Source organism: Geobacillus subterraneus (genome assembly GCF_001618685.1).
GTDB classification, from domain to species: domain Bacteria; phylum Bacillota; class Bacilli; order Bacillales; family Anoxybacillaceae; genus Geobacillus; species Geobacillus subterraneus.
On the sequence record NZ_CP014342.1, the window covers coordinates 1,150,721 to 1,167,049 of the forward strand.

General features: G+C 52.0%; 15 protein-coding genes, 2 pseudogenes and 1 other annotated feature. Of the genes and pseudogenes, 13 read left to right on the plus strand and 4 right to left on the minus strand.

Features of this window, described 5'->3' with window-relative positions:
• Positions 1-43 precede the first annotated feature (43 nt).
• Positions 44-223 carry a YjzC family protein gene (locus GS3922_RS05710; RefSeq protein ID WP_011230299.1) on the plus strand — a complete coding sequence of 60 codons (180 nt, stop codon included), beginning with the start codon at positions 44-46 and terminating at the stop codon, positions 221-223.
• A 107-nt stretch (positions 224-330) separates the two neighbouring features.
• The gene (gene clpB, locus GS3922_RS05715; RefSeq protein ID WP_050368359.1) at positions 331-2,919 is read left to right on the plus strand and encodes an ATP-dependent chaperone ClpB; all 2,589 of its coding nucleotides are present in this window, start codon (positions 331-333) and stop codon (positions 2,917-2,919) included.
• Between the two features lie 262 nt (positions 2,920-3,181).
• Here the strand turns inward: clpB and GS3922_RS05720 are convergent, their stop codons facing one another.
• A complete protein-coding gene (locus GS3922_RS05720) occupies positions 3,182-3,370 on the minus strand; it encodes a YjzD family protein (RefSeq protein ID WP_033009318.1) in 189 nt (62 codons plus the stop codon).
• 134 nt (positions 3,371-3,504) lie between these two features.
• Between GS3922_RS05720 and GS3922_RS05725 the strand changes: the two genes are divergently transcribed.
• Positions 3,505-4,245 (plus strand): alpha/beta hydrolase, encoded by a 741-nt coding sequence (locus tag GS3922_RS05725; RefSeq protein ID WP_047817922.1) that lies wholly within the window; start codon positions 3,505-3,507, stop codon positions 4,243-4,245.
• A gap of 35 nt (positions 4,246-4,280) precedes the next feature.
• Here the strand turns inward: GS3922_RS05725 and GS3922_RS05730 are convergent, their stop codons facing one another.
• The gene (locus GS3922_RS05730) at positions 4,281-4,529 is read right to left on the minus strand and encodes a hypothetical protein (protein ID WP_050368360.1); all 249 of its coding nucleotides are present in this window, start codon (positions 4,527-4,529) and stop codon (positions 4,281-4,283) included.
• A 274-nt stretch (positions 4,530-4,803) separates the two neighbouring features.
• On the opposite strand from GS3922_RS05730, the gene GS3922_RS05735 reads away from it, so the two are divergent.
• The 5 genes from GS3922_RS05735 to GS3922_RS05755 all read left to right on the plus strand — a co-directional run bounded on the left by GS3922_RS05735 (position 4,804) and on the right by GS3922_RS05755 (position 9,087).
• Positions 4,804-5,736, plus strand: coding sequence for a beta-ketoacyl-ACP synthase III (locus GS3922_RS05735; protein WP_044743391.1), 933 nt, complete (start codon positions 4,804-4,806; stop codon positions 5,734-5,736).
• A 50-nt stretch (positions 5,737-5,786) separates the two neighbouring features.
• On the plus strand, positions 5,787-7,028 hold the full coding sequence (gene fabF, locus GS3922_RS05740; RefSeq protein ID WP_033009311.1) for a beta-ketoacyl-ACP synthase II: 1,242 nt from the start codon (positions 5,787-5,789) through the stop codon (positions 7,026-7,028).
• Positions 7,029-7,169: 141 nt separating this feature from the next.
• Positions 7,170-7,961 (plus strand): DUF2268 domain-containing putative Zn-dependent protease, encoded by a 792-nt coding sequence (locus GS3922_RS05745; RefSeq protein ID WP_050368361.1) that lies wholly within the window; start codon positions 7,170-7,172, stop codon positions 7,959-7,961.
• Between the two features lie 93 nt (positions 7,962-8,054).
• Positions 8,055-8,261, plus strand: a complete 207-nt coding sequence (locus tag GS3922_RS05750; RefSeq protein ID WP_033009308.1) for a YuzI family membrane protein — start codon at positions 8,055-8,057, stop codon at positions 8,259-8,261.
• A gap of 85 nt (positions 8,262-8,346) precedes the next feature.
• Positions 8,347-9,087, plus strand: coding sequence for a YjbA family protein (locus tag GS3922_RS05755; RefSeq protein WP_033009307.1), 741 nt, complete (start codon positions 8,347-8,349; stop codon positions 9,085-9,087).
• A 50-nt stretch (positions 9,088-9,137) separates the two neighbouring features.
• Here GS3922_RS05755 and trpS read toward each other — a convergent pair whose 3' ends face one another.
• Together trpS and GS3922_RS05765 are read right to left on the minus strand one after the other, a co-directional pair.
• Positions 9,138-10,121, minus strand: a complete 984-nt coding sequence (gene trpS / locus GS3922_RS05760; protein WP_063165570.1) for a tryptophan--tRNA ligase — start codon at positions 10,119-10,121, stop codon at positions 9,138-9,140.
• Positions 10,122-10,171: 50 nt separating this feature from the next.
• Positions 10,172-10,404: a binding site (T-box leader), on the minus strand.
• 50 nt (positions 10,405-10,454) lie between these two features.
• On the minus strand, positions 10,455-10,829 hold the full coding sequence (locus tag GS3922_RS05765; RefSeq protein WP_063165571.1) for a DUF3899 domain-containing protein: 375 nt from the start codon (positions 10,827-10,829) through the stop codon (positions 10,455-10,457).
• Positions 10,830-11,246: 417 nt separating this feature from the next.
• Between GS3922_RS05765 and GS3922_RS05770 the strand changes: the two are divergent.
• The 5 genes and pseudogenes from GS3922_RS05770 to opp3C form a co-directional block, all read left to right on the plus strand.
• Positions 11,247-12,095, plus strand: a pseudogene (locus GS3922_RS05770) (peptide ABC transporter substrate-binding protein); the annotation flags it as partial.
• Positions 12,096-12,211: 116 nt separating this feature from the next.
• Complete coding sequence (locus GS3922_RS05775; protein WP_063164805.1) at positions 12,212-13,387, plus strand: ISL3 family transposase; 1,176 nt, start codon at positions 12,212-12,214, stop codon at positions 13,385-13,387.
• 32 nt (positions 13,388-13,419) lie between these two features.
• Positions 13,420-14,220: pseudogene (locus tag GS3922_RS05780) on the plus strand (peptide ABC transporter substrate-binding protein); the annotation flags it as partial.
• Positions 14,221-14,361: 141 nt separating this feature from the next.
• Complete coding sequence (opp3b, locus tag GS3922_RS05785; protein ID WP_014195171.1) at positions 14,362-15,291, plus strand: oligopeptide ABC transporter permease; 930 nt, start codon at positions 14,362-14,364, stop codon at positions 15,289-15,291.
• Positions 15,288-16,310: an oligopeptide ABC transporter permease gene (gene opp3C / locus GS3922_RS05790; protein WP_014195172.1), complete on the plus strand. Its 1,023-nt coding sequence runs from the start codon at positions 15,288-15,290 to the stop codon at positions 16,308-16,310. The genes opp3b and opp3C overlap by 4 nt, the downstream gene beginning before the upstream one ends.
• Positions 16,311-16,329 lie beyond the last annotated feature (19 nt).

Genomic DNA, 16,329 nt, shown 5'->3' on the forward strand with positions numbered 1-16,329 from the left:
GGGCATGATAACAAATGCAATCGAAGCAAGGGGGATGAAACAAATGGGCCAACCGCGCCATTTCAAACCAGGCGATAAAGCGCCGAACAACGGCGTGTATATTGAAATCGGCGAAACGGGAGACAATGTAAAGCACCCGAAAAAGCTGAAACTGAAAGCCGGCGATACGTTTCCAGAAACGTCGAACCATAACCGGCATTGGACGTATTTGCGCAAACCGTGAAGCAGAACAAAAGCCATTCCAAGCATGGAGTGGCTTTTCATTTGCCGTGCGCTTTGCGATCCGCTATAATGATTTATGGTCAAAGAAGGTCAAATGGAGGGGACGGCATGGACGCAAGCCGTTTGACGGAAAAACTGCAAGAGGCGCTTATGGCGGCGCAGTCGATCGCCAAAGAGCGGCATCATCAACAGCTTGATGTCGAACATCTTCTGCTGGCGCTCCTCGAGCAAGAAGATGGCTTGGCGCCGCGGCTGTTTGCCCTTTGCGGCGCCGACCGCGCTCAGGCGATCCGCTGGCTGCAAGACCGGCTTCGCCAAAAGCCGGAAGTGCACGGAGCGGGAGAGGGACAGATGTACGTTGCGCCTGCCTTGGCGCGGCTGCTTGAGGAGGCGGAAAACGAAGCGAAGCGAATGCAAGATGAGTACATATCGGTCGAACATGTGCTGCTCGCGCTGTCTCATGGCGCCGAGCCGGTTGCCCGGCAACTGGCATCGTTTGGCTTGACAGAGGAAGCACTGGTAGAAGCCGTGAGAAAGGTAAGGGGGAATCAACGCGTGACGAGTCCACATCCGGAAGCAACCTATGAAGCGTTGGCCAAATACGGGCGCGATCTTGTCGCCGAGGCGAAGGCGGGAAAAATCGACCCGGTCATCGGCCGCGACAGCGAAATTCGCCGCGTCATCCGCATTTTGTCGCGGAAGACGAAAAACAACCCGGTGCTGATCGGTGAGCCGGGCGTTGGGAAGACCGCTATTGTCGAGGGGCTCGCCCAGCGCATCGTGCGCAAAGACGTCCCGGACGGGTTGAAAGACAAAACGATTTTCGCTCTTGACATGAGCGCGCTCGTCGCCGGAGCGAAGTTTCGCGGTGAGTTTGAAGAGCGGCTGAGGGCTGTATTGAACGAAATTAAAAAAAGCGAGGGCCGCATCATCTTGTTTATCGACGAGCTGCACACGATCGTTGGCGCCGGCCGGGCCGAAGGGGCGATCGACGCCGGCAATATGTTAAAGCCAATGCTCGCCCGCGGCGAGCTGCGCTGCATCGGGGCGACGACGCTTGATGAGTACCGACAATACATCGAAAAAGACCCAGCGCTCGAACGCCGCTTCCAGCAAGTGCTCGTCCAAGAGCCGACCGTCGAGGATACGATTTCGATCTTGCGCGGATTGAAAGAGCGATACGAAGTGCACCATGGCGTGAAAATTCACGACCGGGCGCTCGTCGCGGCCGCGGTGTTGTCCGACCGCTACATCTCGGATCGCTTTTTGCCTGACAAAGCGATCGATCTCGTTGATGAGGCGTGCGCAACGATCCGGACGGAAATGGAATCAATGCCGTCCGAGCTTGATGAAGTGATGCGCCGCGTCATGCAGCTGGAAATTGAAGAGGCGGCGTTAAGCAAAGAGACGGATGAAGCGAGCCGCGAGCGGCTGGCGGCATTGCAAAAAGAACTCGCTGACTTGCGCGAAAAAGCGAATGCCATGAAAGCGCAATGGCAACAAGAGAAAGAGGCGCTTGACCGTGTCCGCCGCGTGCGCGAGGAACTTGAGCGGGCGAAGCGTGAGCTCGAGGACGCGGAAAACGACTACGATTTAAACAGGGCGGCCGAGCTGCGTCATGGACGGATCCCGCAGCTTGAGAAGCAGCTCAGGCAGCTCGAGCAAGAAATCAGCGAGCAACGGGAAGGAAAATTGCTGCGCGAGGAAGTGACGGAAGAAGAGATTGCCGAAATCGTGTCGCGCTGGACAGGCATTCCGCTCACCCGCCTTGTCGAAGGGGAGCGGGAAAAGCTGCTGCGGCTTCATGAATGGCTCCATAAGCGAGTCATCGGCCAAGACGAAGCGGTGGAGCTCGTCGCCGACGCCATCTTGCGGGCGCGGGCCGGGATGAAAGACCCGAACCGTCCGATCGGCTCGTTTTTGTTCCTTGGACCGACCGGCGTCGGCAAAACGGAGCTGGCCAAAGCGCTGGCCGAGGCGCTGTTTGACAGCGAGGAGCAGCTCATTCGCCTCGATATGTCCGAATACATGGAAAAACATGCTGTCTCCCGTTTGATCGGGGCGCCGCCCGGCTATGTCGGCTATGAGGAAGGCGGCCAGCTGACCGAGGCAGTGCGGCGCAAGCCGTATTCCGTTCTATTGTTCGATGAAATCGAAAAAGCTCATCCGGACGTGTTCAACATCCTGCTGCAGCTGCTCGATGACGGACGGCTCACCGACTCGCACGGGCGGACGGTCGATTTTAAAAACACAGTCGTCATTATGACATCGAACATCGGCTCGCCGCTGTTATTGGAACACAAAGACGGCGACATCGATGAACAGACGCGCAGCCAAGTGTTTGACCAATTGCGCGCCCATTTCCGCCCAGAATTTTTAAACCGGATCGACGATATCGTCTTATTTAAGCCATTGTCGATGAATGAGGTGAAAGGCATCATCGAAAAGTTCGCCCGCGAGCTGTCGGCCCGTTTGGCCGATCGGCATATCGAACTCGTGCTGACCGAAGCGGCGAAGCAATACATCGCCGAAGCGGGCTTCGATCCGGTCTACGGCGCCCGCCCCTTAAAGCGGTTTATGCAAAAGCAGATCGAAACGCCGCTTGCGAAAGAGCTGATCGCTGGGCGGGTGAAAGATTACAGCACCGTCACGGTCGATGCCGAAAACGGCCGGCTTGTCATTCGCCCGTCAGCATGAAACGAGTCGAAGAGGCGGGGGATAGCCGGGGGAAGAGACGCGCTTCTTGCTGGCAGCGTCAAACGTTTTTATGCCCCCATAAAGCCCATCCCATTGAGCATTGTGGGGCACGTGGCCGGCTGCAGAAAACACCAACCTACACCCATCAAGATGGAATCCCTCCTCGACTTACGCCTATATACGTGTTGGAATGGGGCTTCTCGATGACAAAAACAACGCCTTGGGACTTTCAACCCAAGGCGTTGTCTTATGAGGAGAATGATCAATGGCGATGATCCCCAGCCGGCTCGTCCGGAATCAAAGCGGCGACGACAAGGACTAAAACGGTCACGATCACGCCGAGCAAGGCGCCGGTTGTGAAGTTGTAGCCGATGCCTTGCATCGAGCCCATGACGTACGTCGCCATTTGCACAAGCAAAAACGTCCAAAAAAACGTCCAAAACAAGCGCATCCCATTTCCTCCTATCTTCGCATCATTCCTTTTCCTATCATATCATAATTTGCTCGTTTAGGCATATACCCGGGCGTTTTTTTCTGCCCGGCATATCGTATACTGTACAATTATGTATCGTCAAACAAGGGTGAATGGAAACGATGGCAGGACAACGACGGTTTTTCCAACTCGATGAACAATGGTGCATCGTTCACGTGCCGGAGCGCCCAAACGGGTTTGCCCTTTTTTTAATGGGCGATGGCGACCATTTCGTGAATGAACAGACGAGTTTTTGGCTCGAGCATCCGAGACGGCGCCAGTGGCTGGACGAGTGGCTTGAACAAGGGTACACGGTGTTTTCATCTCATTTGTACGGCCGGCATTGGGGAAGCCCGAAGGCGGTCCGGCTGGCGCGCCAACTCATCTACTCGGTATTGAAAAGCGAGATCGTCAACCGACGCATCTATATCGTCGCCGAAGGAATGGGCGCGCTCGTCGCCCTGCAGTTGCTTGGCGTCATGCCGAGGCAAATCCGCGCCGTCGCCATGCTCAACCCTTGCCTTGATGTGCGCGCCCAGCTTGAACACGAGCGGGGCCACCCATTCGTGTATCGGCGGATGGTAAAAGAAATCGCCCTCGCTTACGGATTGAAGGAAGAGGAAGTGCCGGAGGGTGTCCCGTCTCTTTTCCTTAGCCCGCACGATGTCCCGGTGATGATTTGGCAGCTCGCCGGCGTGAGCGAATACCCGTCCGCATTGCATAGCCGGAAGTACGAACAATGGATGAAAACAACCAACCACCGGGTGCGCATCGTCTACCAGCTGCCGGAAAAGCGGCGCCAGCTTGCTTGGCAGATCGGGCAATTTTTTCGCCAATATAACGAACTCCCGTAAAGAGCGAAGGCAGACGCATGAGGTTGTTGCGTCTGCTATTTTTTCAATCCATCGATGAGCGAGGAGATTTTTTTGATGAGCGGTTTCAGCTGCTGCAACGAGTCCGTCAGCGTACCGACGTTTTCGACGAGTTTCATCAAATCAATGTTTGGCAGCGGGAGCGGCTCCGTTTTTGTTTGTTCGTCCCGCTGGCCGGTCCGTTTTGGAGGAAAGGGGCCGAACATGAGGTGGGAGAAGCGGTCGCGCTCTTCACGGCTTTGCCGGGATGATGGGACGTTCGCCATAAAATCAGTCCTCCTTTTTTCCTCATCGTTTGCTTGTCATTGTATTGTATGGCGGAGGTAAAACGTTGGTTTGGACAAATGCCTTCGGGCGGGAAGAAAGCAATAGGATTCCGGCCGGGAAGGCGCGCTTTTGCTATTGCGCATATGCGCTCTTTCCGTTAAAATTAGTACCAAGTAATAATAATTGGTTATGTGGACTGATTGTACGTTGACAATTGTGCTGTACTTGGGAGGCTTTTCGGTTATTTTGGAAGAAAAAAAGGAGATGAATGGTATGGGAGCAGGAATTATCGGGGTCGGCCGCTATGTGCCGGAAAAGGTGTTGACCAACGCCGACTTGGAGAAAATGATGGATACATCAGACGAATGGATTCGGACGCGCACTGGGATTGAGGAACGCCGCATTGCGGCAGATGACATCGATACGTCCGATATGGCGTATTTTGCTGCCGAAAAGGCGCTTGCGGATGCCGGTGTCGAGGCGAAAGACATCGATCTCATTGTCGTTGCTACCGTAACGCCAGACCGTTCCTTTCCATCAGTTGCTTGCATGCTGCAAGAGCGGCTTGGGGCTGTCAACGCCGCGGCAATGGATCTCAGCGCCGCCTGCTCCGGATTTATGTACGGAATGGTCACGGCTGCCCAATTTATTGACACGGGGGTTTACAAGTATATATTAGTAGTGGGGGCCGATAAGCTGTCAAAAATCACCGATTGGACAGACCGCAATACGGCGGTGTTGTTTGGCGATGGAGCCGGTGCGGTTGTCATGGGCCCAGTGTCGCCAGGGCGGGGCATTTTATCATTTGAATTGGGCGCTGACGGAACAGGAGGAAAACATTTATACAAAGACGAATATATCGTGATGAACGGCCGGGAAGTGTTCAAGTTCGCCGTCCGGCAGATGGGAGAGTCAAGTGTGCGGGTGCTTGAAAAAGCGGGGCTGACAAAAGAGGATGTCGATTTTCTCATTCCCCATCAAGCGAACATCCGTATTGTGGAGGCGGCGAGACAGCGGCTCGAGCTGCCGGAGGAAAAAATCTCGACAACGATTCGCCGCTATGGAAACACATCCGCGGCCTCCATTCCGATTTCGCTCGTGGAGGAGCTGGAGGCAGGAAACATTCGCGACGGTGATCTCATCGTCATGGTCGGGTTCGGCGGCGGGCTGACATGGGGCGCGATCGCCTTGCGTTGGGGCCGTTGATGTTCTGTATCCCAACATCATTATCCAGAATAAAGGAGAGGCAGAGGAATATGGAAAAAAGACGAGTCGTCGTGACCGGAATAGGCGCCGTCACCCCGCTGGGGAATGACGCAGAAACGACGTGGAAAAACATTGTCGCCGGCCAGTCCGGCATCGACATTGTCACCCGCGTCAATCCAGATGATTTTCCAGCGAAAGTGGCGGCAGAAGTGAAAGATTTTGATCCGTCGTTGTTTATGGACCGCCGCGAAGCGCGGAAGATGGACCGGTTTACGCAATACGCCGTGGCGGCGGCGCTCATGGCGGTGAAAGATGCGAATTTGGAAATCGGTGAGCATAACGCCGAGCGGGTCGGTGTTTGGATCGGCTCTGGCATCGGCGGTATGGAGACGTTTGAGCAGCAGTTTGAAATTTTCCAGCAGCGCGGCTATCGCCGGGTGAGCCCGTTTTTCGTGCCGATGATGATTCCGGATATGGCTGCGGGGCAAGTCTCAATCATCCTTGGGGCGAAAGGAATGAATTCATGCACGGTCACCGCTTGCGCGACGGGCGCAAACTCGATCGGCGACGCGTTTCGGGTCATTCAGCGCGGCGATGCGGATGTGATGATCGCGGGGGGAACGGAGGCGCCGATTACGAAAATGTCGTTTGCCGGCTTTTGCGCGAATACGGCCCTTTCGACCAATCCGGATCCGAAAACGGCAAGCCGCCCGTTTGATAAAAACCGTGATGGCTTTGTCATGGGGGAAGGGGCAGGCATTATCGTGCTTGAAGAGCTGGAGCATGCGTTGCGCCGCGGGGCGAAAATTTACGCGGAAATTGTCGGCTACGGCGCGACGGCTGACGCATATCATATCACTGCACCGGCGCCGGGCGGTGAAGGCGGCGTGCGGGCGATGCGACTGGCGCTGCAGGATGCCGGCTTGCAGCCGGAGGACATCGACTACATTAACGCCCACGGCACAAGCACGGAGTACAATGACAAATATGAGACGATCGCCATTAAAGAAGTGTTTGGCGACCATGCCTATAAGCTTGCGATCAGTTCTACAAAATCGATGACCGGTCACCTGCTTGGCGCAACCGGCGCGGTGGAAGCCATTTTCTCTGTGTTGGCGATCCGCGATGGTGTCATTCCACCGACCATCAACTATGAAACGCCGGATCCGGAATGCGACTTGGACTATGTGCCGAACGAAGCCCGCCGGCAGACTGTGCGCGCAGTGTTAAGCAATTCGTTTGGATTTGGCGGCCATAACGCGACATTGATTTTCAAAGCGTATGCGCAATAGATAGCAATGAAGGCCATTAGCCTCGGCCGGACGAACCCGGCCCCGTTGGAAGACGGGCGCCGGGCTTCACTCCGGACGGGGCTTTTTTCGTTCACCGTCCCGGTTGCCTTGACATAAGGTAGCAAAAAGGGAGGGAAGACGATGGGACTGGCTCCAACTGATCGTTGGCTTGAACAAGATGAAGGCGATCCGCTCCGTGTTTGCGCCCGGCTGGCGCCGTTTTTTGCCGATGCACCAGCGCGCGCCATTCATCGTTATTTATGCTTATATGGCATGTATCGAAGCGCCCGGCAGGCCGTTCGCCTTTTGCCGGAGATGAAGGCAAAAGGCCTTTGGGAGCGGCTTGCCCGCTTATATGACGAACAGCGGGTGAGATGGAAAGGGCCTGACGTTCCGGTGTTTTTGCTGCCGGCCGATGATGAAAACCGGAAACTTTTGCGCGAGTTTCGCGGAAAAGGAGGAGTGGCGTTTGCCGATAAGCTCGTTTTCTTTTTGCTGCCCGATCATCGCGACGAGGAGGTCGCGGCATTGGTGGCGCATGAGTACAACCATGTTTGCCGGCTGAAGCAGCTGCCGTATGGCGGCAAAGAGGCGACGCTGTTAGATGCGGTGATTATGGAAGGGCTGGCAGAACATGCGGTCGCTGAAACAGTCGGACCGGAACAATGCGCCGACTGGACGTCGTATTATACTGACAGGGAGATCGAGCGGTTTTGGCGCCGCTACATCGCCCCCAATCAAGATGCCGCTGTTTCGCACCCACTCAGCTCCCGCATTTTATACGGCCTTGGGTGGTATCCGAACATGGGCGGCTATGCAGTCGGTTATGCCATCGTCCGCCGCTGTTTGGAGCGGGGGTATTCATTGGCTCAATTGATGGCGATGGAGGCGAAACAAATGGTTGCTTTAGCCGGTCTGGACAGCCGCGGGTAAGGCGGGATGGACCAGGGGCGATGATAGGCATCTTGTCCACCGAACAGGCATATACGTAAAGAAAGGACGTGGACAAGAAGGAAGGGAAGCCCGATGGTCCGCCTGTTTTTTTATTTGGTCGGCTTTGGTTTTTCGGTCGTCGGCGGCATGATGATGATCGTCTATTTAAACATCATCACCCCGGAGCACGGGTTTGGTGAATACGCTGCTTATATCGCGACAAGGGCGGAATGTTATTTATTGCCGCTCGGCTTGTTGCTTATGTGGGCGAGCTTGTCGTTTCCAAGCCGTGGCTCATAGTGGGGAAAAGAGGGCGAAATGGAATAAAATTCTGCCCCTCTGCCTATACTGATGGACAAACACGTCTGGAAGTGAGGGGTATCACATGCTTTACCTGCACGACATTTGGGTGAACTGGTTTGAAGGTGAAGAGAACGGGTACAACGTCTGCCATTTTCACGAATGGCGCAAAGACGACCAAATTGAGTTGCTTGACCAAGTACCGCTGTTAAAAGTGTCCCCGGCTCTATTCCAATATATTGAAAACAGTTTATCCGACCTTCCGAAGCCGCTTTTGGACGATGTGTACCAAAAAGCCTATGTCCGCAAAAACCATGAACGGATTCAGCTCGATTATTGTTTCGTTGTGACCGACGGAGCTGGCATTTTGGCCGTCGATACGATCGGCTATCATATTCCGATCCGCAAAAGCCGCCTCATTCCGCGGCAAGAGCAGCTTGTGTACGAGATGGCCGCCGAGACGGAAGAGCGGGCCTACCCGCTGCCGAAGTACGAAAAAGAGTACCACATTTTGTCGCCGGCGCCGGAGTTGATGTGCGGATTGACACGGAAAGAGCGGCAGTTGAAACAGCTGTTGTTTATGGCGCTTGACCAGCTGCATTCAACGAAAAACAGCGCCGAGGTGCGCTACTGGTATACAGAATGGGCCCCGGAAAAGTACGCAGATATTCAAAAAATGTCGTTTGAGGAAGCGTGGGAACGGCTGTACGAAGAAACGAAACACGGCTGGTCTGCACGGCACGAGCAGCTATGTGAAAACTTAATTAAAGGCCAGCCGTTTTTCGAAAAGCTTTGGGAAATGGAGCAAGAGCCGAAAGTGAATTAAAAAACGGGCCAGGGCGCTATGCGCCCGCCCGTTTTTTGTATGGCGCCTTCTTACCGCCGCCCGAGGCCCATCGCTTTCTCCATTTTGCGCACCATTTCTGAGGCGACGCGGTTCGCTTTTTCCGCTCCTTCATCCAATACGCGGTCAAGCTCCTCGCTTTCCATCCAATGGTGATACCGTTCTTGAATCGGCCGGAGCGTTTCGATGACCAATTGGGCCAGGTCGGCTTTGAAGACGCCGTATCCTTTTCCTTCGTATTGCTGTTCGAGCTCCTCGATCGATTGGCCGGATAACGTCGAATAAATATTGAGCAAATTTGAAATGCCCGGTTTTCCTTCTTTGTCGTAGCGGATCGTTCCTTCCGAGTCGGTGACGGCGCTTTTGATCTTCTTCTCGATCGTTTTTGCATCGTCAAGCAGTGTGATGTATGCTTTTGGGTTCGGATCGGATTTGCTCATTTTTTTCGTCGGGTCGACAAGCGACATGATGCGGGCGCCGACTTTCGGAATGCGCGCCTCAGGGATCGTAAACAGCTCGCCGTACCGTTTGTTGAACCGTTCCGCCAGATCGCGCGTCAGCTCGATATGCTGCTTTTGGTCTTCGCCGACCGGGACGATGTCGGTGTTATAAAGCAAAATGTCAGCGGCCATCAGCGGCGGGTACGTGAGCAGCCCGGCGCTGACCGCCTCTTTGCCGGCTGACTTGTCTTTAAACTGCGTCATCCGCTCGAGCTCGCCGATATACACAATGCACTGCAGCATCCACGCCGCTTGGGCATGCGCCGGCACTTCCGATTGGATGAACAGCGTCGCTTTTGTCGGATCGATGCCGACGGCCAAATACAAAGCGGCAAGGCGGCGGATGTTTTTCCGCAGTTCGTGAGGGTCTTGCGGAACGGTAATGGCGTGTTGGTCAACGATGCAAAAATAACAGTTGTATTCATGCTGCAATTCGACAAACTGCCGCAGCGCCCCAATATAGTTGCCAATGGTGATGACGCCGCTTGGCTGAATGCCGGAAAAAATGGTTTTCATCGATCTTCACTCCCTCAAGCCAAAAATAAAAAAGGCCCTGCCAGCCCTCTGATAGGGACGGTAGGACCGCGGTGCCACCCTACTTATTGCGCGGAAAAGCGCAATCGCTCAGCCCATGCTTTGCGCATGGCCCCCTGTAACGCGGGGAACGTCCTCGCCTACTGCGTCGCCGGTTCGGCGGGAAGCTCGAAAGCCCATTCCATATGGCTAGCCGCTTGTTCGCACCTTCCACAAGCTCTCTGAAGGCATCGCCATATGTACTTTTCTTTCTCATCGCTCGGTCTATTCTAAACTTGCCTTATATTATACGGAAAACATTCAGCTGTTGCAACCTTATTGCACGGCATATCCGGCGGCGATCATCGCGAGAAACAAAAGGAGTCCGGCAAAAAGGAGCGGGTACGTGATGGCGAAACGCCGCGGACCGGGCTGTTCCTCCGATTCATGTTCTGCTGCCGCTTCCTCAAGATACCGCTCCACCCTCGTGCTGCTTCTGCGCAATCGGCGAAACCCGTATGCAAATCCGCTGAAAAACCCGCGTTCATAAACAAACAAAAGCCCGCCAGCCGAAAGCGGCACAAGAGAGAGCAAAAAGGTGGTGTTAATAAAGGCAACCGCCGTCCATGCCCCTTGCCAGAAAACGATAAGCGCACTGGCCGCCAGCATAGCGGCCACCATCCACCCTGTTCGAACGGCGATCCGTTTCATTTTGTCTCTCCCGCCTTTCCAATTCGTTGTTTTTATTTTAACATATGTAAGAGGAAGGATTGTCAATGTTATTAACAACGTTATATCAGAAAATTTGTATTCATCTTGGAAACAGAGGAACAATTTGCTTTACAATAGGGATGAGGGGCGAAAAACCTATGTTGTAAGCGTTTTCTAATATATTGACAGAAATTTTTTATTTACAACAGCGTCAAAAGTCGGTAAAATGCAGATGTAAATACAAGCCGATCTTCCTGTCTGTTTTAAGTAATTAGAAATTTTTTATTTAACAAAATAAAAAAATCCTTTTCAAATATACTAATACAGGATATAATAAGCGATGTAAGTGCAATCTTCTGAAATCAAATCATTCAGAAGATTTGCAATACGCTACATAAATTTTAAGGGGGGTTTTTAGTGAAGAAGCGATTTTCTTTATTCCTCGCTCTTCTTCTGGCGCTGTCGACGTTCCTTGCAGCGTGCGGCGGAGGCGGGGACGATAATGCCCAAGGCGGCGAAAAGCCAGCCGAGAAGAAAGAGCAAGTATTGAACTTGCTTGAAACATCAGAGATTCCATCGCTTGATCCGGCGCTCGCTACGGACCAAGTATCGTTCATCGTTTTGAACAACGTCATGGAAGGTCTTTACCGTTTAGGGAAAGACAATAAGCCTGTGCCAGGGGTAGCGGAAAGCTACACGGTAAGCGAAGACGGCAAAACGTATACGTTTAAGCTTCGTCAAGATGCGAAATGGTCAAACGGCGATCCGGTGACGGCGCACGACTTCGTGTTCGCATGGAGACGAGTGCTTGACCCGAAAACGAAAGCGGAGTATGCGTACATTATGTACGACATTAAAAATGCTGCAGCAGTCAATACGGGCAAATTGCCAGTTGACCAGCTCGGCGTCAAAGCTCTCGATAATTACACGCTCCAAGTCGAGCTTGAAAACCCGATTCCGTATTTCATCAGCTTGACGGTATTCGGTACGTTCATGCCGCAAAACGAAAAATTCGTTAAAGCCCAAGGCGACAAATACGGTTTGGAAGCCAATACGACGCTGTACAACGGCCCGTTCGTCTTAAGCGAATGGAAGCATGAGCAAGGCTGGACGTATGCGAAAAACCCGAACTACTGGGATAAAGATACGGTCAAGCTGGAAAAAATCAACGTCAAAGTCGTAAAAGAGACCGCAACAATGGTAAACCTTTACGACACGAAAAAAGCGGATCGCGTTATCCTAAGTGCGGAGTTTGTTGATAAATGGCTCTTCACCACAAGTTGTACTTGATCATTTAAGGTAGGTGTGCATAGAGGGTACAAAAAATGCGAATTTTCCTGTATGGTAAAGGTGACCAAACCAAACCATGGAGGGAAATTCGCATGTACTCTCAGTTTATCAAAGAACTCATCGATTTACCAGATGTTTTGATTCAAAAGGTGCGAAAAGAAGGGGAACGTTGGATTTTCGAACTTTCTCTACCCGAACAATGCCCGTTATGTCCTGTCTGCTTGAAGCGCACGATCAAAATGACAGACAAAAAGAAGCAATGGATGCATGGCTATGCTCAGCGAATCGGAATTTTTTGGATCGAACTTCCTGTCGAGCGCAGACGTTGTAGCACGTGTGGCGTGACGTTCAGCACGTCGTATCCAGCCATCTCTCCTCGAAGTGTGGCGACGGATGCTTTTCAGCGATGGGTCGCGCAATCTTGCATCGGAACATCCATTCAGGCGGTGGCTCGTATGCTCAAGCTTCCTTACACGACCGTTGAACGATGGTTTTATACCCATGCCCCTTCCTTCCTATCGAATGACGTCCAACCAAAGGCGGTTTGTGTCGATGAGTTTGCTTTTCGAAAAGGGCACGACTATGGAGTGGCGATCATGGATGCCGAAACGGGAGAAGTGTATGCCATGGAAGCAGGAAAGAACGAGGAAGCCATTGGGCGTGCATTGGCTCATGTGTCTCGTTCCGTTCAGTATGTCGTGAGTGACTTGGCTCCAGCGATGAAAAAAGCGATTCAACGGGTTTGCCCAGAGGCGACACATGTCGTCGACTATTTCCATGTCATTCAGCTGTTTACCGATGCTTTAGAACGTTGTCGCAAATATTTGGGCAAAGGAGGCAAGAAACACGGAAATGTTCGTTACGTTTGCCGTTTATTGAGCCAATGCCCAGAGAAATTGACGGAGGAAGAACGTCAAATCATACGAGAATGGTGTAATGAAAGCGATTACTTAAAGTCTGTTTACCAATCGCTCCAACATGTTCGCTATGTGTTCAAAAGCAAAGATGAGCAACAGGCGAAACGACGCTTGAAGGCTTGGATTCATCGGTATTTGTTTTGTCCTTGTTCCGTTGTTCGTGCCATCGCAAAATCACTCGTCAAACGAACAGACGAAATGATATCGTGCATTTTATCCCATTATTCGAATGGGAAGATGGAGGGAACGAATAACAAGATCAAGCTGATGAAACGTCGGGGATACGGATACCGAAATATCCAGCGTTTTGCACTGCGGGTTCGGCTGGAAACAGCTAACATACTTTCATGACAGGTGCAAGTACATCTTTTGGTGATGAACCTGATAAATATAAAAACGACAAAAATTTCCACACGTATCTTGAACCATCGATTTTCTGGCTGCGCATGAACACGAAGAAAGAACCGTTGAACAACGTCAACGCTCGCAAAGCGATCGCGATGGCTATCGATAAAGAGGCGATGGTGAACACGTTGTTCAACAACGGCTCGGTTGTGGCCAACTATGCGGTTCCGAAAGACTTCGTCACCGGTCCGGACGGCAAAGACTTCCGTGACGCTAACGGCGATTTAGTGTCGTACAATGTGGACGAAGCGAAAAAATTGTGGGAGCAAGCGAAAAAAGAGCTTGGCAAAGATAAATTCACTATTGAATTGTTAAACTATGACGACGACGTCGCGAAGAAAGTCGGCGAATACTTAAAAGAACAGCTTGAAAAGAACTTGCCTGGCCTTACGGTCAACATTAAACAACAGCCGTTCAAACAAAAACTTGAGCTAGAAAGCAATATGCAGTATGAACTATCCTTCTCTGGCTGGGGTCCGGACTATCAAGACCCGATGACGTTCCTTGATCTGTGGACGACAAATAACCCGCACAACCAAACGGGCTGGTCGAATGCTGAATATGACAAGCTGATTAAAGATGCGAAAACGACGCTGCTTGGCGACTTGCAAGCCCGTTGGGACGCAATGTTGAAAGCAGAAAAAATCCTCTTTGAAGAAATGCCAATTGCTCCGCTGTATCAACGCGGCCGTGCGTATTTGCAACGTGAATACGTAAAAGACATTGTTATTCATTCATTTGGTGGAGATTATAGCTATAAATGGGCGTATATCGAGTAACCGTTCTCTAGGAGGTGCGGAGGAGAGTATATGCAAGGGCATATACTCTCCTTTTGCCTGCCAAGGCGAAAAATGTCGAAAAAACTTGAAGATTGAAATACCATTGGTATTAAACAGGAAATAAACAGAGGAGGTGCAGCCATGGCGCGGTATACGATTCAGCGGCTCGTATATATGGTGATTACGCTGTTTATTATTGCGACCGTGACGTTCTTTTTGATGAAGCTGTTGCCCGGTTCGCCGCTGCAAAACCAAGAAAAATTGACCCCAGAGCAGCGAGCCATCATTTTGAAAGAATATGGGCTCGACAAACCAGTGCCTGTCCAATACGTTCAATATTTAGGCAACTTGTTAAAAGGAGATTTGGGTGTTTCGTTCCAGTATGACAACCGGCCGGTAACAGAGTTGATCGGCGACCGGATCGGCCCGTCGGCCCAGCTTGGGTTCCAGGCGATCGTCTTGGGCACGCTCGTCGGTTTAGTGCTCGGCATTTTGGCGGCTATTCGCCATAACAGTTGGGGAGATTATACAGCCACGGTCATTGCAGTCATCGGGATTTCCGTTCCGTCGTTCGTGTTGGCCGGATTTCTGCAGTATTTCATCGGTGTTAAACTGCAATGGCTGCCGGTCGCGTTTTGGGAAGGGTTTAAGTATACGATTATGCCGACGTTGGCGCTGTCTGTCGGCGTCATTGCCAACACCGCCCGCTTTATGCGTACGGAAATGCTTGAGGTGCTGTCATCCGATTATATTTTAACAGCCCGCGCGAAAGGGATTAGCAATGCGGGGGTCATCATCAAGCATGCGATCCGCAACTCGCTCATTCCAGTTATCACAATTCTCGGACCGATGGCGGTCAACTTAATGACGGGAACGCTCGTCATCGAGAAAATTTTTGCCGTTCCCGGTCTCGGCGAGCAGTTTGTCCGTTCGATCGAGCTGAACGACTACCCTGTCATTATGGGCACTACGTTGTTTTATTCGGCGTTATTGATTTTTGTCATTTTTATCGTTGATATTCTCTATGGGATTGTCGACCCACGCATTCGTTTAGCGGGAGGGAAAAAATGATGGCGAAACAACAATACGACCAGCTTTCACCGGAATGGTTTCAGCCCGCCCCGCCGAACGTCGGCGAGCAGGAAAAAATCAGCCGCCCAAGTTTGACGTTTTGGCATGACGCTTGGCTTCGCCTGCGCGAAAACAAAGCGGCGATTGCCGGGCTGACCATGATTATCATTTTAGCGTTATTGGCGATTTTTGCCCCAATGGCAAGTGAACGTTCCTATAAAGAGCAAAACTTAAGCCATGCGAAACTGCCGCCCAAAGTTCCGGTGTTGGAGCATATTAGCTGGCTGAATTTAGACGGGAAGGACGCCAATGGCGTTGATGTATATAAACAGCGCGGCGTGAAAGAGTACTATTGGTTTGGCACCGACGATTTAGGCCGCGACCTGTGGGTGAGAACATGGTATGGCACGCGCATCTCGCTGTACATCGGTTTGTTGGCCGCGTTGATCGATTTGTTCATCGGCATTGCCTATGGCGGCATTTCCGGCTATTATGGCGGCCGGGTCGACAATGTGATGCAGCGGATCATCGAAATTTTAAACGGGATTCCGTATTTGATCGTCGTCATTTTATTTATCTTAATTTTTGAGCCGGGGATTATTTCGATCACGCTGGCGATGGTCATCACCGGCTGGACGACGATGGCGCGCATTGTCCGCGGGCAAATATTGAAGCTAAAAAATATGGAATATGTGCTGGCCGCACGGACGCTCGGGGCGTCTAATTCACGGCTTATTTTTAAACATTTAATCCCGAACGTGATGGGGCCGATCATTATTACGACCATGTTTACGATTCCTACGGCGATTTTTACCGAGGCGTTTTTAAGTTTTATCGGTCTTGGCATCCGTCCGCCGGAAGCGTCGCTCGGTTCGCTCGTCAGCGAGGGATTTAAGTCGATTCAGACATATCCGCATTTGATTATTATCCCATCGATTGTCATCAGCTTGCTCATTTTAAGCTTTAACTTAGTGGCCGACGGGCTGCGCGATGCGCTCGACCCGAAAATGCGCAAATAACGGACGGAAGGGGTGAAAC